Annotated in this window: 23 protein-coding genes and 2 pseudogenes; 14 read left to right on the top strand and 11 right to left on the bottom strand. The window is 68.4% G+C overall.

The window, feature by feature from the left end:
• The 4 genes from glnA to ntrC all read left to right on the top strand — a co-directional run.
• On the top strand, positions 1-1,014 hold a 1,014-nt coding region (glnA, locus tag JWP65_RS08770; RefSeq protein WP_299762837.1), incomplete at its 5' end, for a type I glutamate--ammonia ligase.
• Between the two features lie 185 nt (positions 1,015-1,199).
• Entirely contained in the window at positions 1,200-1,724 is a 525-nt protein-coding gene (locus JWP65_RS08775) for a hypothetical protein (protein ID WP_299762838.1), read from the top strand.
• A gap of 4 nt (positions 1,725-1,728) precedes the next feature.
• Positions 1,729-2,799 carry a nitrogen regulation protein NR(II) gene (gene glnL / locus JWP65_RS08780; RefSeq protein ID WP_299762839.1) on the top strand — a complete coding sequence of 357 codons (1,071 nt, stop codon included), beginning with the start codon at positions 1,729-1,731 and terminating at the stop codon, positions 2,797-2,799.
• A gap of 39 nt (positions 2,800-2,838) precedes the next feature.
• Entirely contained in the window at positions 2,839-4,317 is a 1,479-nt protein-coding gene (gene ntrC / locus JWP65_RS08785) for a nitrogen regulation protein NR(I) (protein ID WP_299762840.1), read from the top strand.
• Between the two features lie 111 nt (positions 4,318-4,428).
• Here ntrC and xth read toward each other — a convergent pair whose 3' ends face one another.
• From xth to JWP65_RS08810, 5 genes are all read right to left on the bottom strand, one after another.
• Positions 4,429-5,205 (bottom strand): exodeoxyribonuclease III, encoded by a 777-nt coding sequence (gene xth / locus JWP65_RS08790; protein WP_299762841.1) that lies wholly within the window; start codon positions 5,203-5,205, stop codon positions 4,429-4,431.
• A gap of 214 nt (positions 5,206-5,419) precedes the next feature.
• A complete protein-coding gene (locus JWP65_RS08795) occupies positions 5,420-5,917 on the bottom strand; it encodes a dihydrofolate reductase (RefSeq protein ID WP_299762842.1) in 498 nt (165 codons plus the stop codon).
• Between the two features lies 1 nt (position 5,918).
• Complete coding sequence (locus JWP65_RS08800) at positions 5,919-6,731, bottom strand: thymidylate synthase (RefSeq protein ID WP_299762843.1); 813 nt, start codon at positions 6,729-6,731, stop codon at positions 5,919-5,921.
• A gap of 103 nt (positions 6,732-6,834) precedes the next feature.
• Complete coding sequence (locus JWP65_RS08805) at positions 6,835-8,247, bottom strand: FAD-binding oxidoreductase (protein ID WP_299762844.1); 1,413 nt, start codon at positions 8,245-8,247, stop codon at positions 6,835-6,837.
• Entirely contained in the window at positions 8,244-8,624 is a 381-nt protein-coding gene (locus JWP65_RS08810) for a DUF2069 domain-containing protein (RefSeq protein WP_299762845.1), read from the bottom strand. Before JWP65_RS08810 ends, JWP65_RS08805 begins: the two co-directional genes overlap by 4 nt.
• 23 nt (positions 8,625-8,647) lie before the next feature.
• Between JWP65_RS08810 and JWP65_RS08815 the strand changes: the two genes are divergently transcribed.
• Positions 8,648-9,850: a YihY family inner membrane protein gene (locus JWP65_RS08815; protein WP_299762846.1), complete on the top strand. Its 1,203-nt coding sequence runs from the start codon at positions 8,648-8,650 to the stop codon at positions 9,848-9,850.
• A gap of 2 nt (positions 9,851-9,852) precedes the next feature.
• Entirely contained in the window at positions 9,853-10,101 is a 249-nt protein-coding gene (locus JWP65_RS08820) for a hypothetical protein (RefSeq protein WP_299762847.1), read from the top strand.
• Between the two features lie 43 nt (positions 10,102-10,144).
• On the opposite strand, the gene JWP65_RS08825 is transcribed toward JWP65_RS08820, so the two are convergent.
• The 3 genes and pseudogenes from JWP65_RS08825 to JWP65_RS08835 form a co-directional block, all read right to left on the bottom strand.
• Positions 10,145-11,431 carry a cytochrome P450 gene (locus JWP65_RS08825; protein WP_299762848.1) on the bottom strand — a complete coding sequence of 429 codons (1,287 nt, stop codon included), beginning with the start codon at positions 11,429-11,431 and terminating at the stop codon, positions 10,145-10,147.
• A complete protein-coding gene (locus JWP65_RS08830) occupies positions 11,428-12,234 on the bottom strand; it encodes an alpha/beta hydrolase (RefSeq protein WP_299762849.1) in 807 nt (268 codons plus the stop codon). Before JWP65_RS08830 ends, JWP65_RS08825 begins: the two co-directional genes overlap by 4 nt.
• Positions 12,235-12,311: 77 nt before the next feature.
• Positions 12,312-13,605: pseudogene (locus tag JWP65_RS08835) on the bottom strand (O-acetylhomoserine aminocarboxypropyltransferase).
• A 96-nt stretch (positions 13,606-13,701) separates the two neighbouring features.
• Between JWP65_RS08835 and JWP65_RS08840 the strand changes: the two are divergent.
• The 8 genes and pseudogenes from JWP65_RS08840 (at position 13,702) to JWP65_RS08875 (ending at position 19,655) form a co-directional block, all read left to right on the top strand.
• A complete protein-coding gene (locus JWP65_RS08840; RefSeq protein ID WP_299762850.1) occupies positions 13,702-14,166 on the top strand; it encodes a CBS domain-containing protein in 465 nt (154 codons plus the stop codon).
• Positions 14,167-14,285: 119 nt separating this feature from the next.
• Entirely contained in the window at positions 14,286-15,383 is a 1,098-nt protein-coding gene (gene aroC / locus JWP65_RS08845) for a chorismate synthase (RefSeq protein WP_299762852.1), read from the top strand.
• Positions 15,383-16,552 (top strand): MFS transporter, encoded by a 1,170-nt coding sequence (locus JWP65_RS08850; RefSeq protein ID WP_299762854.1) that lies wholly within the window; start codon positions 15,383-15,385, stop codon positions 16,550-16,552. Before aroC ends, JWP65_RS08850 begins: the two co-directional genes overlap by 1 nt.
• 58 nt (positions 16,553-16,610) lie before the next feature.
• Positions 16,611-17,036, top strand: a complete 426-nt coding sequence (locus JWP65_RS08855) for a signal peptide prediction (protein ID WP_299762856.1) — start codon at positions 16,611-16,613, stop codon at positions 17,034-17,036.
• Between the two features lie 62 nt (positions 17,037-17,098).
• Entirely contained in the window at positions 17,099-17,287 is a 189-nt protein-coding gene (locus JWP65_RS08860) for a DUF3606 domain-containing protein (protein WP_299762858.1), read from the top strand.
• 41 nt (positions 17,288-17,328) lie between these two features.
• A pseudogene (locus tag JWP65_RS08865) lies at positions 17,329-17,826 on the top strand (aldo/keto reductase); the annotation flags it as partial.
• 124 nt (positions 17,827-17,950) lie between these two features.
• On the top strand, positions 17,951-18,958 hold the full coding sequence (locus tag JWP65_RS08870; protein ID WP_299762860.1) for an SDR family oxidoreductase: 1,008 nt from the start codon (positions 17,951-17,953) through the stop codon (positions 18,956-18,958).
• Between the two features lie 40 nt (positions 18,959-18,998).
• Complete coding sequence (locus tag JWP65_RS08875; RefSeq protein ID WP_299762862.1) at positions 18,999-19,655, top strand: DsbA family oxidoreductase; 657 nt, start codon at positions 18,999-19,001, stop codon at positions 19,653-19,655.
• A gap of 109 nt (positions 19,656-19,764) precedes the next feature.
• On the opposite strand, the gene JWP65_RS08880 is transcribed toward JWP65_RS08875, so the two are convergent.
• The 3 genes from JWP65_RS08880 to JWP65_RS08890 form a co-directional block, all read right to left on the bottom strand.
• A complete protein-coding gene (locus tag JWP65_RS08880) occupies positions 19,765-20,154 on the bottom strand; it encodes a response regulator transcription factor (protein ID WP_299762864.1) in 390 nt (129 codons plus the stop codon).
• Positions 20,155-20,258: 104 nt separating this feature from the next.
• Entirely contained in the window at positions 20,259-20,660 is a 402-nt protein-coding gene (locus JWP65_RS08885; protein ID WP_299762866.1) for an Hsp20/alpha crystallin family protein, read from the bottom strand.
• A gap of 19 nt (positions 20,661-20,679) precedes the next feature.
• Positions 20,680-21,123 (bottom strand): Hsp20/alpha crystallin family protein, encoded by a 444-nt coding sequence (locus JWP65_RS08890; protein ID WP_367280489.1) that lies wholly within the window; start codon positions 21,121-21,123, stop codon positions 20,680-20,682.
• Positions 21,124-21,145: the final 22 nt, after the last annotated feature.

Below are 21,145 nucleotides of genomic sequence, written 5' to 3' on the forward strand. Positions count from 1 at the left end.
TTCTTCATCTTCGACGACGTGCGCTGGGGCAACGACATGTCCGGTTCGTTCTTCCACGTGGACGAATACGAAGCGCCGTGGAACAGCGGCAAGAAGATCGAAGGCGGCAACAAGGGCCACCGTCCGACGGTCAAGGGCGGCTACTTCCCCGTGCCCCCGGTCGACAGCACGCAGGACATGCGCGCCGAGATGTCGCTGATCCTCGAATCGCTGGGCATCCCGGTCGAGGTGTTCCACCACGAGGTGGCCGGCGCCGGCCAGAACGAGATCGGCACCAGGTTCAGCACGCTGGTGCAGCGCGCCGACTGGACCATCCTCCTGAAGTACGTGGTGCAGAACGTCGCCAACGCGTATGGCAAGACGGCCACCTTCATGCCCAAGCCGATCGTCGGCGACAACGGTTCCGGCATGCACGTGCACCAGTCGGTCTGGAAGGACGGCAAGAACCTGTTCGCGGGCGACGGCTATGCCGGCCTGTCGGACTTCGCGCTGTACTACATCGGCGGCATCATCAAGCACGCCCGCGCGCTGAACGCGATCACGAACCCGGGAACCAACAGCTACAAGCGCCTGGTCCCCGGCTACGAAGCGCCGGTGAAGCTGGCCTACTCGGCCAAGAACCGCTCGGCCTCGATCCGCATCCCGTACGTCGCCAACCCCAAGGGCCGCCGCATCGAGGCGCGCTTCCCCGATCCGCTGTGCAACCCGTACCTCGGCTTCTCCGCGATGCTGATGGCCGGCCTCGACGGTGTCGAGAACAAGATCCATCCGGGCGAAGCCGCGACCAAGGACCTGTACCACCTGCCGCCGGAAGAAGACGCGAAGATCCCGACCGTCTGCCACAGCCTGGACCAGGCGCTGGACTGCCTGAACGAAGACCGCGCCTTTCTGACCAAGGGCGGCGTGTTCTCGGACAGCATGATCGACGCCTATATCGAGCTGAAGATGCAGGAAGTTCAGCGCTTTCGCATGACGACGCACCCGATCGAGTTCGACATGTACTACTCGCTGTAAGGCACGTATGCCGGCTAGGCACGCGGCTTAATGCCGCTGTATCTATCCACAGCCAAAGCCACCCAAGGGGCGACAAATGTCGCCCCTTTTCGTTTTAAATCAACCACTTAATTGGCACCGCGCAGACTTTGGGTCATACTGAAAGGCTCGTCCTGAGCACCAGCCGGTGCACCAAGATCGCAGCCATGAAGTCGCCCTACCTCCTCCTTTCGTTCCTTGTTTTCGCATTCAGCGCCGACGCCATGGCCCAGGCGCCCATCTGGCGTTGCGGCAACACGTACACCAACGAGGAAATCAAGGGCCAGGCCTGCAAGCTGGTCGAGGGCGGCAACGTGACGGTGGTGCAAGGCACCAAGGTCAACGGCGCCGCTGCCCAGTCCGGCCCCAGGGAAGTCAAGGTCGGCAGCGCGCCGCAGACCGTGTCCGCTCCCGGCCAGCGCGTCGACTCCACCGAGCAGCGCGCCCGTGACGGCGAGGCCCGCACCATCCTGGAGGCCGAACTGAAGAAGGCCGAGGCCCGCCACGCCGAACTCCTCAAGGAGTTCAACAACGGCCAGCCGGACAAGCTGGGCCCGGAAACCAAGAACTACCAGAAGTACCTGGACCGCGTGGCCGACCTCAAGGCGAGCATCGAGCGCAACGAAAGGGACATCGCCGGCATCAAGCGCGAACTGGGCCGCAGCAACAACGCGGCGGCAGTCGCAAAATGAGGGCTTGACCAAGCCCGCAGCCCCCTCACTTCGCTTCCACTCCTTCGATCTGCTTGCCACCCTGGTGGCAGTGGTCAGCGGCAACGGCTCCGTGCTGTTCGCCAACTCCGCGCTCGAAGACGCGCTGGGCACCTCGCGCCGCACGCTCGAAGGTGCCAGCTTCCTGCCTTTCTTCACCGAGCCGCACATCCTGCGCACCGCGCTGGATGGCGCGCGCGTCAACGAGTACGCCGCCCTGCGCTACGACGGCTGGATGGTGCGCCCGCATGCCGAGCCGCTGCCGGTGCACGTGGTGCTGGCGCAGACCGACAGCCCCGACGAATTCGTGGTGGAGCTGCTGCCGCTGGAGGCACAGGCCCGGCAAGACCGCGAAGAGCGCCTGATCGACCAGGCGCAGGCCACCAAGGAGTTGATCCGCAACCTGGCCCATGAAATCAAGAACCCGCTGGGCGGCATCCGCGGGGCGGCGCAGCTGCTGGAGATGGAGATCGACTCGCGCGACCTCAAGGAGTACACGCGCGTCATCATCCACGAGGCGGATCGGCTGCAGACGCTGGTGGACCGCCTGCTGGCGCCGCACCGGCGGCCGCACGTGGTGGGCGACGTCAACATCCACGAAGTGTGCGAGCGTGTGCGCTCCCTGATCCTGGCCGAGTTTCCGCGCGGGCTGAAGGTGGTGCGCGACTACGACACGTCCATTCCCGAGTTTCGCGGCGACCGCGAGCAGCTGATCCAGGCCGTGCTGAACATCGCTCACAACGGCTGCCTGGCGCTGGCCGACCGCATCGCTGCCGGCGACGCCCAGCTGACTTTCCGCACGCGGATCGGCCGGCAAGTCACATTCGGCAAGCAGCGCTATCGACTGGCACTGGAATTGCATGTCATCGACAACGGGCCCGGTGTACCGGACTCGATCAAGGACCGCATCTTCTATCCCCTGGTTTCAGGCAGGGAAGGCGGCTCCGGCCTGGGGCTCACGCTGGCACAGACCTTCGTGCAGCAGCACCATGGCCTGATCGAGTGCGACAGCGTGCCGGGGCGGACGGATTTCAAGATCCTCATCCCCTTGCCCTAGACCGAGCAAAAGCTTTTTTTTGGAAGTGACCCAAGACACATGAAGCCGATCTGGATCGTTGACGATGACCAATCCATCCGCTTCGTGCTCGAGAAGGCGCTGCTGCGCGAGGATCTCCCCACGCGCAGCTTCACCAACGCGCGCGAAGTGCTGGCCGCGCTCGAAGGCGGCAGCGAGGCGGAGGGGCCGCAGATCCTGGTGAGCGACATCCGCATGCCGGGCGGCTCCGGCCTCGACCTGCTCTCCAAGGTCAAGGAAAAGCATCCCGGCCTGCCCGTGATCATCATGACGGCCTTCTCCGACCTGGACAGCGCCGTCTCGGCCTTCCAGGGCGGCGCCTTCGAGTACCTGCCCAAGCCGTTCGACGTGCCCAAGGCGGTGGAGCTGATCCGGCGCGCGGTGGAAGAAAGCCAGCGCGAGGAAGTGGCCGAGGAGCGGATGGCGGTGGCGCCCGAGATGCTGGGCCAGGCGCCGGCGATGCAGGACGTGTTCCGCGCGATCGGGCGGCTGTCGCAAAGCAACGTCACCGTGATGATCACCGGCGAGTCCGGCTCCGGCAAGGAGCTGGTGGCGCGTGCGCTGCACAAGCACTCGCCGCGCGCCACCGGGCCGTTCGTGGCGATCAACACCGCGGCGATCCCCAAGGACCTGCTGGAGTCGGAACTGTTCGGCCACGAGCGCGGCGCCTTCACCGGCGCCCAGACCATGCGCCGGGGCCGGTTCGAGCAGGCCGACGGCGGCACGCTGTTCCTGGACGAGATCGGCGACATGCCGTTCGATCTGCAGACGCGATTGCTGCGCGTGCTGTCCGACGGCCACTTCTACCGCGTCGGCGGCCACAACGCCGTCAAGACCAACGTGCGCGTGATCGCCGCCACCCACCAGGACCTGGAGCAGCGCGTCAAGGACGGCGGTTTTCGCGAAGACCTGTTCCACCGTTTGAACGTGATTCGCCTGCGGCTGCCGGCGTTGCGCGAGCGGCTGGAAGACATCCCGATGTTGACGCGGCATTTCCTGCAGGGCAGCGCCAAGCAGCTGGGCGTGGAGCCCAAGCGGATTTCCGATGCGGCGCTGGTGCGGCTGACGTCGTTCCGCTTTCCCGGCAACGTGCGGCAGCTGGAGAACATCTGCCACTGGCTGACGGTGATGGCGCCGGCGCAGCTGGTCGAGCCGAAAGACTTGCCGCCGGAAGTGGGCAGCGGCGTCGGTCTTGCGGCGCCCGCCGCCGTCCCGGAGGCACCCGCCGTCGCCGGCGCGCCGGCGGTCACGGCCTCGCCGGTGCCGGTGCCGCCGGTGGTCGGCGGCAGCTGGGAGTCGGCGCTGGAGGCCGAAGCGCTGCAATTGCTGGCCAGCGGCCGGCACGACGTGTGGGATGAACTGACCAAGCGCTTCGAGGCGAAGCTGATCCTCACGGCGCTGGCCACCACGCGCGGGCGGCGGATCGAGGCGGCGCAAAAGCTGGGCATCGGGCGCAACACCATCACGCGCAAGCTCCAGGAGCTGGGGCTGGAGGAGTAATCCTCTCTTGTTCCCTCCCCCGCTGGGGGAGGGCTGGGGGGCTCGCCCCGCACCTCCTCGAGCGCCGAGCGCCCCATCCGACTTCCCCCAGAGGGGCAAGGAGCAAGACGATCAGATCTCCAGCGTCACCGGTGCATGGTCACTCGGCTTGGGCCACTTGCGCGGCGCCCGGTCGATGCTGCAGCCCTTGACCGCCGGCTTCAAGCCTTCGCTCACCAGCACGTGGTCGATGCGCAGGCCGCGGTTCTTCTGGTAGCCCAGCATCCGGTAGTCCCACCAGCTGAAGCTTTTTTCCGGCTGCTCGAACAGGCGGAAGCTGTCGACCAGCCCCAGCTCCAGCAGCTGGCGAAAGTGGTCGCGTTCCTGCGCCGTGTGGTGGATCGTCTCGCGCAGGCCGACCGGGTCGAACGAGTCGCGGTCTTCCGGCGCGATGTTGAAGTCGCCCAGCAGCACCAGGCGCGGATGGTGGGCGAGCTCCTCGCGCACATAGTCGCGCAGCCCGCGCAGCCACGCCATCTTGTAGTCGAACTTGTCGCTGCCCGGCGCCTGGCCGTTGACGAAGTAGCCGTTGATCACGCGCACCGGGCCATCGGGCGCGTCGAGCGTGACCGACAGCAGCCGCGAGCTGTCGTCGTCGAAGCCAACGATGTTCTTGACCATGTCGCGCACCGGGTGCCGGCTCATCACCGCGACGCCGTTGTACGTTTTCTGGCCGAACACCGCGCAGTGCGCGTAGCCGGCCGCGCGCAGCGCGTCGAGCGGAAACTTGTCGTCGGTGAGCTTGAGCTCCTGCAGGCACAGCACGTCGACCGGATTGGCGGTGGTCCAGTCCAGCACGTGCTGCAGGCGGGCAGCCAGGGAGTTGACGTTCCAGGTGGTGATTTTCATAAGCAATCTGTCACGCTGAGTTTAAGTGACTCATGCGTGACGCGCGATGTGCGCCACCCTCACCAGGAGTTGAGACATCGGCCCGGCCGCAAGCAACCATCCGCTGAGCATCCGGGATGCGTCGCGCCAAGGCCTTCGTGATTGCGCCAGTCGCCTACATGGTCTGGGTCGGCAGCGCCTCCGACCGGCTGGTGCGGGCGGGAACCTTACAGCGCTAGCCTGGCGAGGGCAGCTTTCGGTAGGTGATGAAACTGTAGTCGAGGCCGGTCTTGGACAGGTGGCGCTCGCGCGTGGCTTCGCGCCACTCGGGGCCGAGCTGCGGCGCCAGCGCGTCGCCCTCGAAGTCCGCGTCGATTTCCGTCACCACCACCAGATGTGCCAGCGGCAACGCCAGCCGGTAGATCTCCGCGCCGCCAGTCACCCACGCCCGGGGCGCGTCGCCGCAAATGGCGATGGCTTCGGCGAGCGTCCAAGCATGGACCGCGCCGTCGGCGCGCCAGTCGGGCTGCCGCGTCACCACGATGTTGATGCGCCCCGGCAGCGGCCGAAACCTGGTCGGCAGGGAGTCCCAGGTCTTGCGGCCCATGATGACGGGGCAGCCCAGCGTGGTTTGCTTGAAGTGCGCCAAGTCTTCCGGCAGGTGCCAGGGCAGCGCGTTGTCCTTGCCGATCACGCCATTGCGGGCGCGGGCATAAATCAGTCCGAGCTCCATCTCAGACCGCGACCGGGGCCTTGATCGGACCATGGCACTGGTAGTCCAACACCTCGAAATCCTCGAATTCATAGTCGAAGATCGACACCGGCTTGCGCTTGATGTTCAGCGTCGGGTAAGGGTAGGGCGCGCGGCTCAGTTGCAGCGCCACCTGCTCGTGGTGGTTGCTGTAGATGTGGCAGTCGCCGCCGGTCCAGACGAAGTCGCCCACGGCCAGGTCGCACTGCTGCGCGATCATGTGCGTGAGCAGCGCGTAGCTGGCGATGTTGAAGGGCACGCCCAGGAAAATATCGGCGCTGCGCTGGTACAGCTGGCACGACAGCCTGCCATTGGCCACGTAGAACTGGAAGAACGCATGGCAGGGCGCCAGCGCCATCTTCGGAATGTCGGCCACGTTCCAGGCGCTGACGATGATGCGGCGCGAATCCGGGTTGGTCTTGATCGTGTGGATGGCTTCGGCGATCTGGTCGATCTGGCCGCCGTCGGGTGTGGGCCAGCTGCGCCACTGCACGCCATAGACCGGACCCAGGTCGCCGTCTTCGCGCGCCCATTCGTCCCAGATGCTGACGCCGCGCGCCTTCAACCAGTTGTTGTCGCTGGAGCCCCGCAGGAACCACAGCAGCTCGGTGATGATGGACTTGAGGTGGACCTTCTTGGTCGTCACCAGCGGAAAGCCCTCGTTCAGGTCGAAGCGCATCTGGTAGCCGAACACGCTGCGCGTGCCGGTGCCGGTGCGGTCGGTCTTGGGCGTGCCATGCGCGTCCACATGGCGCATGAAGTCTTCGTATTGAGAGCGGACGGGGCGCGGCGTCATGGGGCAATTATCCGGGTTTTGTATTTCTCCCTCCCCCTCTGGGGGGAGGGTCGGGAGCGCCCCCATTCCAGCCTTCGCCCGGAGGCAGAAGGAGCAAGTCGGGTCAGAGCTTCAGCACCCGCCCCGGGTTCAGGATGTTCTGCGGATCCAGCGCCCGCTTGACGCTGCGCATCAGGCCCAGCGCCACCGCCGACTTGTAGTGCGGCAGCTTGTCGACCTTGAGCGTGCCGATGCCGTGCTCGGCCGAGATCGAGCCGTCGAATTTCCTGACCTGGTCGAACACCAGCGTGTTCACCCGCGCCTCCTGCTCGCGCAGGAAGGCCGGGGCGTCGCCGTCCGCCGGCGCCTGCACGTTGTAATGCAGGTTGCCGTCGCCCAGGTGGCCGAAGTTGACCAGCCGCACGCCGGCGATCTCGCGCTGCAGCAGGGCATCGGTCTCGGCGCAGAAAGCCGGGATGCGCGACACCGGGATGCTGATGTCGTGCTTGATGTTCAGACCTTCCTGCGCCTGCGCCAGTGGGATGTTCTCGCGCACCTGCCACAGCGCGCGGGCCTGCGCGATGTTCTCGGCCACCACGGCGTCGGTGGCGCAGCCGTCTTCCAGTGCGGCCTCCAGCAGCCGCTCGAACTGCTCGCGCGCATGCGGCTCGGACTCCTGATCGGAGTTTTCCAGCAGCACGCAGTACGGCGTCTGCCCGTACAGCGGCACTCGGATCTGTGGCATGTGTTTGGCCACCAGGCCCAGCGCGAACTGCCCCATCACCTCGAACCCGGTGAGCCCCGCGCCCAGGTGGTGCTGCGCCAGCCCCAGCAAGGTGACGGCCGCTTCCATCGACGGCACGGCAGCCCAGGCGGTGAGCGTCGCCACCGGCAGCGGGTACAGCTTCATGGTGGCCGCGGTGATGATGCCCAGCGTGCCTTCGCTGCCGATGAACAGGTCGCGCAGATCGTAGCCGGTGTTGTCCTTGCGCAGGCCGGACAGGCCGTCCCAGACCTCGCCTTGCGCGGTGACCACTTCCAGCCCCAGGCACAGGTCGCGCGTGTTGCCGTAGCGCAGCACCTGGGTGCCGCCGGCGTTGGTCGCCAGGTTGCCGCCGATGGTGCAGCTGCCTTCGGCGGCCAGGCTCAAGGGGAACAGGAAGCCGGCATCTTGCGCCTGCTGCTGCAGGTTTTGCAGCACCACGCCCGCTTCCACCGTCACCGTCAGGTTGCCGCCGTCCATGGCCCGCACCCGGTTCAGCCGGCCCAGGCTGAGCACCACTTCGCGCCCCGAGTCATCGGGCGTCGAGCCGACCACCATCCCCGTGTTGCCGCCCTGCGGCACGATGGGGGTGCCGGCGCCAGCGCACAGGCGCACCACGGCGGCGACCTCGGCGGTGGTGCCGGGCCGCACCACGGCCAGCGACTTGCCTTTGGAGCGCTGGCGCCAGTCGGTTTCGTAGGCGCTCAGGTCGCCGTCGACCAGCACGTAGGCAGCGCCGACGGCGGCGCGCAGTTGGTCCAGCAAGGGGTTCATGGTCGCACGCTCCGCAGGCGCAGCCGCACATGCAAGGTGCAGGCGGCGAACAAGGTGACGCTCAGCACGATCTCCAGCAGCGCCAGGGGCAGGCTGTCGCCGATCCCCCGGCCGCTGGCGCGCACGACGCCTTCGGTGAAATAGAGCCAGACCAGAAGGGTGGTCCAGCGGTAGGTGTACATGCGGCGCAGGTACAGGCCCGGCAGCGCGGCGCACAGCGGCAGGATCTTCAGCGCCCACCAGCTGCCGCCGGGACGCAGCGGCGCCAGCCACAGTTCCCAGGCCGCGCCCAGCAAGACCAGCCCCAGCGCGCAGCCAAAGGCCACCCAGCGGGTTGCTTCGACGGCGGGAAGGACGGTGACGGAATCGGTCTGCATGGGGAGTGGCATCATAGCGGCCGATGAACCTGCGCCAGCTGCTTGCCGACCTCACGGCCTTTCCGTGGGTGTCCACCGCGGTGACGCTGCGCGAGCGCTTTCGCGAAGACCGGCTCGGCCTGTCGGCCAGCAGCCTGACCTTCACCACCACCATGGCGCTGGTGCCGTTCTTCACCGTGGCCCTGGCGCTGTTCACCGCTTTCCCGATCTTCGGCAAGCTGCAGGCCAACCTGCAAGGCTGGCTGGTGCAAAGCCTGGTGCCGGACTCGATCGCCCGCCAGGTGCTCGGCTACCTGACCCAGTTCGCCGGCAAGGCCAGCCGCCTGGGCTTCGTCGGCCTGGCCGCGCTGGTGGTGACGGCGCTGGCGCTGGTGCTGACCATCGACCGCACGCTCAACGGCATCTGGCGGGTGCGCCGGCCGCGGCCGCTGGCCCAGCGGGTGCTGATGTACTGGACGGCGATCACGCTCGGGCCGATGCTGATGGCGGTCAGCCTGAGCTCCACCGCCTGGGTGGTGACGGCGTCGCGCGGCCTGGTGGGCGCGCCGCGCGGCAGCCTGGGCATCCTGGTCGACCTGTTCGAGTTTCTGCTGCTGGCCGGCGCCTTGATGGCGCTGTACCGCTTCGTGCCCAACACGCCGGTGCGACGCAGCCACGCGATGATCGGCGGCGCGTTCGCTGCGCTGATGCTGGAACTGGCCAAGCGCCTGCTGGCCTGGTATCTCACCCTGGTGCCGACCTATTCGGCGGTGTACGGCGCCTTCGCCACCGTGCCGATCCTGCTGGTGTGGATCTACATCGCCTGGGTGATCGTGCTGCTGGGTGCCGTGGTCACCGCCTACCTGCCCAGCCTGCTGGCCGGGCCGCGCCGGCGCGCCAGCGCGCACGGCTGGCAGTTCCAGTTGGCGCTGGAGGTGTTGCAGCAGCTGGAGGCGGCCCGCGTCGGCGCCCGCCGTGGCCTGAGCGCGACCGAACTGGCCGATGCCCTGGAAGTCGACATCCTGCAGCTGGAGCCGGTGCTGCAGACGCTGGTGCAGCTGGACTGGATCGGCCGCGTCAACGAGATCGACGACGGCGTGGCCAGCCGCTACGTGATGTTGGCCGACGTCGACGTCACCCCGCTGGAGCCGCTGATGCGCCAGCTGCTGCTGCCGCCGTCGGACAGCACCGCCAGGCTGTGGACCCACGGCGGGCTGGCCTCCATCTCGCTGCGCGACGTGCTGTAGTCGTGCCATGCGGCCACCACCGATCACCACCGAACATCGTCGAAATCGTCGAAGCCACCGCCGTGGGCGCGCTGGTCGGCCACCGGCGGCTGGGGCTGCTCGGACGTCGTGACGATCTGGTCAACATTGGCGCCATCAAGGTGCCGGCCTTGCTGCTGGAGGCGACCATCCGCGCCCGCCCCGCCATCGCCGACTGCGCCTTGCAGGCGGTGCACTGGACGAAGGCGCCGTCACGCTCGGCGTGGCGCTGATGCCCGCAGCCGGGCCGGAGAGGGGCAAGGCAAGACAAGGCCCTTAGTCGATCGCGAATGGCGCCTGCAGAAACCCCCGAAAGCGGGCCCGTCCGCCGCGCGTGGGCGAAGCCGTCAGGCGGTAGCGCGGAAAACGCGCCAGGAAGCGGCCGATCGCGACACCGCCTTCCAGCCGCGCCAGACTCAGCCCCGCGCACTGGTGAATGCCGAAGCCGAACGCCAGATGGCGGTTGTCGGGCCGCGCCAGGTCCAGCGCCTCGGGGTTGCCGAACTGCGCCGGATCGCGGTTGGCCGCGCCTATGCACAGCGTCACCAGCGCGCCTTCGGGCAAGGCCACGCCGCCCACTTGGCAGGCCCGCAGCGCGCGCCGGTTGCCCAGCTGGTTGGACGACTCGAAGCGCAGGAATTCATCCACCGCCCGCGTCAGCAGCGGCTCCAGCGCCGGCCAGTCCGGGCGGGCGCCGATGGCTTGCAGCAGCGCGTCTTTCTGCCCGGGCCATTCCTGCAGCGCGACCAGCGCATTGCCGATCAGGTTGGTGGTGGTTTCGTGGCCGGCGTTGAGGATGAAGATGCAGTTGTGCAGCAGCTCGGTCTCGCTCAGCGTCGCGCCGGCTTCCTCGCCCTGGATCAGGCGCGTGAGCACGTCGTGCTCGGGATCGCCCGGTTGCCGGCGCCGCTCGGCCACCAGCCGCTGCAGATAGGCCAGGAACTCCCGCACGCCGGCGTTGCCCAGCGCCTCCTGCTGCGGCGTGAGCTTCGGCTCCAGCGCGCCCAGGATCGCCAGCGACCAGCCGCGCAGCGGGCCGCGGTCGGCGTGCGGCACGCCCAGCAGGTTGCCGATGATCTCCACCGGGATGGCGCAGGCGTAGTCCTCGACCAGGTCGCCGCCGCCCTTCGCCTCGATGGCGTCGAGCAGGCGGTCGACCAGCGTCACCAGCCCAGCCTCCATGCCGGCGATGGCGCGCCGCGTCAGCGCGCCCATGATCAGCTTGCGCACCCGGGTGTGCAGCGGCGGGTCGTTGAACACCAGGCTGTTGGTGTGGTGCTCCAGCAAGGGCGAGTGCGCCCCGTACTTGGGCGTGAATTCCACTTTCTTGTCCGAGCTGAAGGTGTGCGCGTCGCGGTACACGGCCACCAGGTCCGCATGGCGGGTGAGGAACCACGAGCCGTCCGGCATCGTGCGCACCGGCTCGCTCCCGCGCAGCGCGGCATAGACCGGGAACGGGTTGCTGTAGAAATCCGCCGGCAAGGCGCCCAGGTCGAGCGTCGCGGCGATCTGCCGCGCCCGCTGCGGCGTCATCGCCGGCGTGATGACGACGGGCTCGGTCATGCGCACAGGAAATCCTTCAGCGCGAACAGCACCGGGTCCGGCGCCTCGGTCATCATCTGGTGGCCGCCGTCCACCAGCACGGTGCGGCCGTCGCGGGCCCGGGCCTGCAGCGGCGCGGCGGCGCTGGGCGGCGTCATGGCGTCATGGCGGCCGAGCAGGAACAGGGTGGGGCATTGCACTTGCGCCATGGCGTCCTCGCCGCGAGTGTAGTTGTCGCAGGCGACGAAGCCGCGGTGGAACACGTTCACCTTGGGGTTGCTGGCCAGCACGCGCCGCATCAACGCCCGGGAGCCGCCGTACAGCCAAGTGCCGGGCCCGAGCGCGGACGGTGGCGGCGCCAGCAGCGAGTGCGAGTAGACGTTGACCATGGCGATGGCCTTCATCGGATCGGCCTGCGAATTTTCCAGCAAGGCGGGCGACACCTTCATTGGCGCGGCGGTGCCGACCAGCGCCAGCCGGGTCACGCGCTGCGGCGCGCGCGCGGCGGCCTCCAGCGCGAGCAGCGAGCCGAAGCTGTGCCCGACCAGCGCGGCCTGCCGCACGCCGGCGGCGTCCAGCAGCGCCAGCACGAAGGCCGCGCCTTCCTCCACCGACCGCGGCGGCTCGCCGGCGCTGCGGCAATGCCCAGGCAGGTCCGGCGCCAGCACGTTCCGGCCGTGGTTGGCGAAGTAGCGGGTCTGCAGGATCCAGACGCTGTGGTCGTTGAGCACGCCGTGCAGGAACACCACCGTGGGCTTGGCCGCATCGAAGGGCTTGCCGCCGGTGTAGCAGAAGGTCTCGTGGCCGTGGACTGAAAGGTGCATCGGTTCTCCTGGCTGTCATCCGGAGCCGACCCGGCATCCATGGATTGCGGGTTGGGACCGCAACGACAAGATGCGGGTCAGCCCCGCTGCGCCGCCTTCAGCGCGCGCTGGAGGTCGTCGATCAGGTCGGCCGGGTCTTCCAGCCCGATCGACAGCCGGATCGTGCCCGGCCCGATGCCGGCGCCTTTCAGCGCCTCGTCGGTCATGCGGAAATGCGTGGTGCTGGCCGGGTGGATCACCAGCGAGCGGCAGTCGCCGACGTTGGCCAGGTGGCTGAACAGCTTCAAGGCTTCGATGAACTTCTTGCCTTGCTCGCGGCTGCCCTTCAGGTCGAAGCTGAAGACCGAGCCCGCGCCCTTGGGCAGCAGCTTTTGCGCCAGCGCATGGCTGGGATGCGACTCGAGCATCGGGTGGCCGACCCGGCTGACGAAGGGCTGCGCGGCCAGGAATTCCACCACCGTGCGGGTGTTGCTCATGTGCCGGTCCATGCGCAGCGGCAGCGTCTCGATGCCTTGCAGGATCAGCCACGCGGTGTGCGGGCTCATGCAGGCGCCGAAGTCGCGCAGCCCTTCGCGCCGGGCCCGCAGCAGGAAGGCGCCGACCGTCGACTCTTCGCTGAACACCATGTCGTGGAAGCCGTCGTAAGGCTCGGTCAGCTCGGCGAAGCGGCCCGAGGCGTCCCAGTCGAAGCTGCCGCCGTCCCACCACGCCGCCGATCACGGTACCGTGGCCGGACAGGAACTTGGTGGCCGAGTGGTAGATGAGGTCGGCCCCGAGGTCGAACGGCTTGATCAGCCAAGGGGTGGTGAAAGTCGAGTCGACCAGCAGCGGCAGCCCGGCGTCGTGGGCGACGGCGGCCACGCTGGGAATGTCGAGCACGTCCAGCCCCGGGTTGCCCACGGTCTCGCCGAACAGCAGCCTGGTTTGGGGCCGGATCGCGGCGCGCCAGCCGTCGATGTCGCCCGGCTGCACGAAGGTGGTGGCGATGCCGAAGCGGCGCATCGTGTAGTGCAGCAGGTTCTGCGAGCCGCCATACAGCGCGGCGCTGGCCACGATGTGCGAGCCGGCGCCCATCAAGGTGGCGATGCACAGGTGCAGCGCCGCCTGGCCGCTGGCGGTGGCGATGGCGCCGATCCCGCCTTCCAGCGCCGCCACCCGCTGCTCCAGCACGGCATTGGTGGGATTGCTGATGCGCGAGTACACGTGGCCGGGGCGTTCCAGGTTGAACAGCGCGGCGGCGTGGTCGCTCGAATCGAAAACGAAGGAGGTGCTCAGGTGGATCGGAACCGCCCGCGCACCCGTCGTGGGGTCGGGGGCGGCGCCGGCGTGCAGGGCCAGCGTGTCGAAGCCAGGGTCCGAATAACCGGGCATGGGCCGCGTCTCCTCTCGTCCGTCTATGGACTGTCCAGGATTGTGGGCTATATTCTTTCCACACCGGCCGCGCATCAGGCGGCCGAAGGAGACGGCATGAAAGTCAGCGACATCCTGCGCGTGAAGGGCAACACGCTCTACACCGTATCCCCCGAAGAGCCGCTGGCGGCAGCCATCGAAATCATGGCCGGCAAGGACATCGGCTCGTTGGTGGTCATGAACCACGGCGAGCTGGTGGGCATGCTCACCTTCCGCGAAGTCATCCAGTGCATCGTGGCCAACCAGAACACCGTGGGCAGCACGGTGGTGCGCACGGCGATGGACGACCATCCGCTCACCTGCACCATGGAGACCGAGCTCGACGAAGTGCGCCGCATGATGCTGGAGCGCCATGCGCGCTACATGCCGGTGATGGACAAGCGCATGCTGATGGGTGTGATCAGCCTGTACGACGTCGCCAAGGCCGTCGTCGACAGCCAGAACTTCGAAAACCGCATGCTCAAGGCCTACATCCGCGACTGGCCGGCGGCGGAGGACTCGCTGCCCACCGCGCAGCTGTGACCACCGCTGGGGTGCGCTGCGCCGACCATCAGCCTGGCAACCCCGTGGCGCGCCCCAGTCCCGAGGGTCGGCGGTAAGCGCAGGCGCACCCCAGCTGCCTGCCGTCATAATTGCCCCCCATGAGCGGCAACACCTTCGGCACCCTGTTCGCGGTCACCAACTTCGGCGAATCGCACGGCCCGGCCGTCGGCTGCGTGATCGACGGCTGCCCGCCCGGCATGGAGCTGTCGCCCGCCGACATCCAGCCCGACCTCGATCGGCGCAAGCCCGGCACCAGCCGCCACGTGACGCAGCGCCGGGAGGACGACAAGGTCGAGATCCTGTCGGGGTTGTATGAAGGCCGCACCACCGGCACGCCGATCTGCCTGCTGATCCACAACACCGACCAGCGCAGCAAGGACTACAGCGACATCGGCCAGACCTTCCGGCCCGGCCACGCCGACTACAGCTACCTGCAAAAGTACGGCCTGCGCGACCCGCGCGGCGGCGGCCGCTCCTCCGCCCGCCTGACGGCGCCCATGGTGGCGGCCGGCGCGGTGGCCCGCAAATGGATGCGGCAGGAACACGGCACGGTGTTTCGCGGCTGCATGCAGCAGATCGGCGACCAGGCCATCGCGTTCGAGGGCTGGGAGCACGTCCACCAGAACCCGTTCTTCGCCCCGGTCGCCGACGTCTCGGCGCTCGAGGCCTACATGGACAGCCTGCGCAAGGCCGGCGACTCCTGCGGCGCCCGGGTGCGGGTGACCGCGTCCAACATGCCGGTCGGCCTGGGCCAGCCGCTGTTCGACAAGCTCGATGCCATGATCGGCTACGCCATGATGGGCATCAACGCCGTCAAGGGCGTGGAGATCGGCGCCGGTTTCGCCAGCGTGGCGCAGCGCGGCTCCAGCCACGGCGACTCGCTGACGCCGCAGGGCTTCGCCAGCAACAACGCCGGCGGCATGCTCGGCGGGATCAGCACCGGGCAGGACCTCGAAGTGGCGATCGCCATCAAGCCGACCAGCTCGATCATCACCCCGCGCGACACCATCGACCTGCAGGGCCAGGCCACCCAGGTGGTCACCAAGGGGCGCCACGACCCTTGCGTCGGCATTCGCGCCACCCCGATCGCCGAGGCCATGCTGGCGCTGGTGGTGATGGACCTGGCGCTGCACCACCGCGCCCAGTGCGGCGGCGTGCAATCGCCCCTCGCGCCCATCGAGTCGTCCTTCCTCTGATGCCGCCATCCGCGCCGGCAACGGCGCCCCGGCAACTGGTGCCGTTTGCCGCGCTGTCGGCAACTTACTTCGCCCACGTCGGCTTCTTCAACCCCTACCTGCCGCTGTGGCTGAAGGACCAGGGGATGACGATCCTGGCCATCAGCCTGCTGGCTTCGGTGCAGTCGTTCACCCGCGTGTTCGCGCCCTATGGCTGGGGCGCCTTGAGCGACCGCACCGGCGAGCGCGTCAAGCTGCTGCGCATCAGCGCCGTCATCGCGTTGCTGGCCTCGGCCGGGCTCTGGATCGAAGGGAGCGGCTGGTGGATCGCCTTCGTGCTGCTGCTGCTGTTCACCCACACCAGCTCGATGATGTCGCTGACCGAAGCGGCCATGGCGCACCTGGTGGCCGGCGACTGGGGCCGTTACGGGCGGGTGCGGCTGTGGGGCTCGGTGGGCTTCATGGTCACCGTGTTCGCGGCCGGCGCCTGGTTCGAACGGTATGGCATGGGCAGCTTTCCGGGCTGGGCCGCCGTCACCCTGGGCGGTGTGCTGCTGTGCACGCTGTGGCTGCCGAACGTGAAGGAGCAGGCGCACCACGAGGACGCCGCGCCGCACCTGCCGATCGGCCCGGTCCTGCGGCAGCCGGCGGTGCGCTGGTTTTTCGCTTCCCTGTTCTTCCACGTGATGGCGCACTTTGCCGTCTACGGCTTTTATTCGCTCTACCTGGATGCCCTGGGCTACAGCAAGGCCACCATCGGCGCGCTGTGGGGCATCTCGGTGGCGGTGGAGATCGCCTGGTTCTACGCGCAGGGCCGCCTGATCGTGCGGCTGCCGATGGAGCGCTGGCTGGTGATCTGCGGTCTCGCCACCGCGCTGCGCATGGCCATCACCGCCGGCATGGGCGGCTGGCTGGCGGCGCTGTTCGTTGCCCAGTTGCTGCACGCGCTGACCTTTGCCACCCACCACACGGCCTGCATCGCCCTGGTCAGCCGGCATTTCCCGGGCCGGCTGCGCGGCCGCGGGCAGGCCTTGTTCACGGTGATCGGCTACGGCTTGGGCGGCATGCTGGGGGTGCTGGCCGGCGGCGCCGTGGTGTCGCACTGGGGCTTCGAAGCGATGTTCACCGCCGCCGGCGTGCTGGGGCTGCTGGCGACGGCCTGCGCGCTGCGGGTGCGCAGGCTTGCGTGAACTGCGTCGGCAAAGCCGCCGCCTGCAGGTTTTCCCCATCCGCCGCACAATCTTTTCCGTGACCACCCTTGCACGCGCGCTGAAGTACGCCTGGGCTGCCCCTTACACGGCGCTCGGCTTGCTGCTGGGCTTGTTCAGCCTGCTGCTTGGCGGCACCTGGCGGCGCAAGCTCGGTGCGCTGGAATTCGCCGGCGGCGCCCTGGGCCGCGGAATCGGCCGGCTGCCCCAGCCAGTGCGCTTTTCGGCCATGACGCTCGGCCACGTGATCATCGGCGTCGACCATGCGGCGCTTGCGCAGTTGCGCCGGCACGAACATGTGCACGTGCGCCAGTACGAGCGCTGGGGTCCGCTGTTCCTGCCCGCCTACCTGCTGTCCAGCCTGCTGCAGCTGCTGCGCGGGCGCAATCCGTACCGCGAGAACCATTTCGAGCGGCAGGCTTATGCGCTGGCGCCCGAGCGGCCCCGGCCGCAGCGCAACGGCTAGGCGCAGCGCTTGCCCGCCCGGCGGCTTTCGCGTCATCATCCGGCCAGCAAAAGGAGAGCTCCATGGACCAGGCTTCCAGCACGGGCGACAGCGCGCGGCGCATCGACCTGACCCGGCAGACCGACGTGCTCTACTGGTGCCGCGTCTTCGACGTCAGCATGGACCAGTTGCGCGATGCCGTGCACCACGCGGGCCACCAGAGCGACGCCGTGGAGCGCTACCTGCGGGAAAAGAAATCCGCCGCCGGCTGAGCGGTTGGGCAACCCGGTCGCCCGGCCAAGACGAAGAACGCATGGGCTACACCCGCCTGGGCCGAACCGGCCTGAAGGTTTCCCGCATCTGCCTGGGCATGATGACCTACGGCACGCCGCAATGGCGGCCCTGGATCCTGCAGCTGGAAGCATCCCGCCCGCTGGTGCGGCATGCGGTGGGGCTGGGCATCAACTTCTTCGACACCGCCGACACCTATTCGGCCGGCGAACGCGAGGTGCTCACCGGCAAGTTCGTGCGCGAGTTCTGCCGCCGCGAAGAAGCGGTGGTGCGACCAAGGTGTACCACCCGGTCGACCTGGGCTTCAAGGGCGGCGCGGCCGGCGCCAAGGGGCGATGCGGCCGAACATCGGGGCCTGTCGCGCAAGCGCCTGTTCCACGCGGTCGACCGGAGCCTGCAACGCCTGGGCATGGACTACATCGACCTGTACCAGATCCACCGGCTCGACGCGCACACCTCCATGGAGGAGATCATGGAGGCGCAGCACGACCTGGTGAAGGCCGGCAAGGTGCGCTACCTCGGCGTACGAGCCGCACCCTGTCCTGGGCCACACGTAGGCAGATTCCGACGGCGGTGTCCGCGCTTGTCTGCGGCATGGCGCGCGCGCGCCGCCGCAGCATGGTGGTTCGGCAACAGGAGGCCCCATGGACAAGAAGCCCAGCGCGAAGAGCACGCCGCGCAGTACCGACACCCAAGCCGCGGCCGGCAAGCAGCGCGCGCTGCAGCGCGAGCAGGACCGCAAGGAGCCGGCCGAAGGCGGCGAGGAGGGCGGCAAGGACAAGGGCGTGCAGACCAGCGCCCGCACCCAGCCCGACAAGGTCCCGGCCCAGCACCTGGAAAAGCCCGGCCAGGAAGCCGACATGCAGCTCAAGCCGCGCTTTGACGCGCCGGACTACAAAGGCAGCGGCAAGCTCGAAGGCATGACGGCGCTGATCACCGGCGGCGACTCCGGCATCGGCCGCGCGGTGGCGGTGCTGTACGCGCGTGAAGGCGCGGATGTCGCCATCGTGTATCTCAGCTCGCACGAGGACGCCGAGGAGACCAAACGCTGCGTCGAGAAGGAAGGGCGCAAGTGCCTGCTGATCCCGGGCGACGTCAAGGACGCGAAGTTTTGCAAGCAGGCGGTCGAGAGGACCGTGCAGGAACTGAACGGCCTGCACATCCTGGTGAACAACGCCGCCTTCCAGCTGCACGCGCATTCGCTGCAGGACATCACCGACGAGCGCCTGGACGAAACCTTCAAGACCAACATCTACGGCTACTTCTACATGGCGCGCGCGGCCGAGCCGCACCTCAAGAAGGGCTCCTGCATCATCAACACCGGGTCGGTGGTCGGCTTGAAGGGCAGCAAGCAGCTGCTTGACTACTCGGCCACCAAGGGCGCGATCCACGCCTTCACCATGTCGCTGGCCTCCAGCCTGCTGGAAAAGGGCATCCGCGTGAACGCGGTGGCGCCCGGCCCGGTGTGGACGCCGCTGAATCCGGCCGACCGCAGCGCCCAGGAGATCGTCGAGTTCGGCAAGCAGACCGACTACAAGCGGCCGGCCCAGCCGGAAGAGCTGTCGCCGGCCTATGTGTTCCTGGCATCACCTGTGTGTTCCAGCTACATCACAGGCATCGTGCTGCCGGTGACGGGGTCGGTGGGCGGTTGACATGGCGGCAGGGATTGTCGCTGCGAGCTACCATTGCTTCATGACCACTCCCCTGCAAATCGACTTCGTCTCGGACGTCGCGTGCCCCTGGTGCGCCGTCGGCCTGGCCTCGCTGGAACGCGCGCTCGAGCAGCTGCAGGGCGAGGTCGAGGTGCAACTGCGGTTCCAGCCGTTCGAGCTCAATCCGCAGATGGCGCCGGAAGGGCAGGACATCACCGAGCACCTGGCCCAAAAGTACGGCTCGACCCCAGAGCAGCAGGCAGCGGCGCGCGCCGGCATCCGCCAGCGCGGCGCGGATGTCGGCTTCGCTTTCAGCGAGCAAGGGCGCGGGCGCGTCTGGAACACCTTCGACGCCCACCGCCTGCTGTTCTGGGCCGGCGAGCAGGGCGCGCGGCAACAGCGCGACCTGAAGATGGCGCTGCTGCGCAGCTACCACGGCGAAGGCCGCAGCCCGGCCGACCAGGCGGTGTTGCTCGATGCGGCGCAGGCGGCGGGGCTGGAGCGAGCCGCGGCGCGGGAGGTGCTGGAGAGCAAGCGCTATGCCGCGCAGGTACGTGAGCGCGAGCAGCACTTCCAGCAGCTGGGCATCCACGCCGTGCCCGCCGTGATCATCAACAACAAGCACCTGATCCAGGGCGGCCAGCCGCCCGAGCTGTTCGAGCAGGCGCTGCGGCAGGTGGCGGCGCAGAACACCTAGGCCCCGTCGCCGCGCAAGGTGTGCAGCTTCGCTGCGCACCAGCCACCGCCGCAAGGTGCGCAGCAAAGGTGCACCCTCGCGTCACGGGATCTACCAAGCTACCACGCGATCAATGCCCGCCGGCGGCGCGGGCGAGGGCGACGCAGTAGTCCAGCATCGCCTCGGTTTCCATCGCCTTGTCGAACACGCCGTCGGCGCCCATGGCTTCGCAGCGGCGGCGCACCTCGGGGGCGGCGGTGCCGGTCAGCACCACCATCTTGCGCACCGGATCGCGGTCGCGCATTGCCTGCAGCACGCCGAAGCCACTGCCGCCGGGCTCCAGCAGCAGGTCGACCACGGCGATGTCCCAGTGATTGGCGGCGTCGCGCAACCAGGCGACGGCGAGCTTCTCGCTGCCCGAGGAGCCGGCCGACTCGATGCCGCCCAGCTCCGCCAGGGCCTCCAGCAAGCTGTCGCGGATCGCCGGATTGTCTTCCACCACGTAAGCCTTCAACGCCAATGCCAGCCTCCTCGCGGTACGGGCGGGACGGGTGTCCCGGACCGTGTCGCCATTGTGCGCGAAGGCATGGCCCACCGGCGCGCCGCGCCGGTGTCGCGTTGCGTTCAGCCCACCTGGACCTCGATCTTGCGCGGCCGCGCTTCCTCGGCCTTGGGAATCGTCAGGCGCAGCACGCCCTCGCGCAGGTTGGCCTCGATGCGCGCGGCGTCCAGTTCGCGGCTGAGCGTGAACTGGCGGCGGTAGGCGGCGCATTGCGCCTCGCCGTAGACCAGTTGCATGCCGTCGGGGCCGCTGGCCGTCGCCGTCGCTTCGAGCAGCAAGGTCTCGCCGTCCACGCGCAGCGTCAGCTGCTCGCGCGAGACCCCCGGCAGGTCGGCCAGCAGCGTGATGGCCGACTCGGTTTCGAACACGTCCACCGGCGGCACCACGTGCTGCTGGACCTGTTCTTGTTGCTGGCCTTCGGCGCGGGCCGGGGCCGTGGCAGTGGTTTGCATGGCGTTGTCCATGGTGTTTCCTCCTCGTGTCTCATTGCACTTCGATGCGGCGCGGCAGCGACGACTCGCGCTTGGCCACGCTGACGCGCAGCACCCCGTCGCGCAAGCTGGCGCTCACCCGCGTGGGGTCGGCGTCTTCCGGCAGGCTGACCACGCGGCGGAAGGGCCCGGCGTGGCGTTCGTTGGCATAGACGCTGGTGCGCTCGCCCGCCTGCGGCAGTTCGCTGCGGCGCTCGCCGGCGATCACCAGCAGGCCACGGTCGACGGTGATGTCGAGGCTGTCCGGCGCCACGCCAGGGGCCAGGGCCATCACCTCGACCGAGCCGGGGGTGGTGCCGACGTTGATGACCGGAAAACCGCCCGCGCCGGAGCGGATGCTGGAGCTGCCGGGGGCGCGGAACACCTGCTCGAGCAGGCTCTGCACGCGGTTGAGTTCAGTCAACAGGTCCGGGGAGGACCGGAACATGGGGATCATGTGCGTTGCTCCTTTCTGCCGT

Source organism: Ramlibacter sp., assembly GCF_028292805.1.
Taxonomy (GTDB): domain Bacteria; phylum Pseudomonadota; class Gammaproteobacteria; order Burkholderiales; family Burkholderiaceae_C; genus Ramlibacter.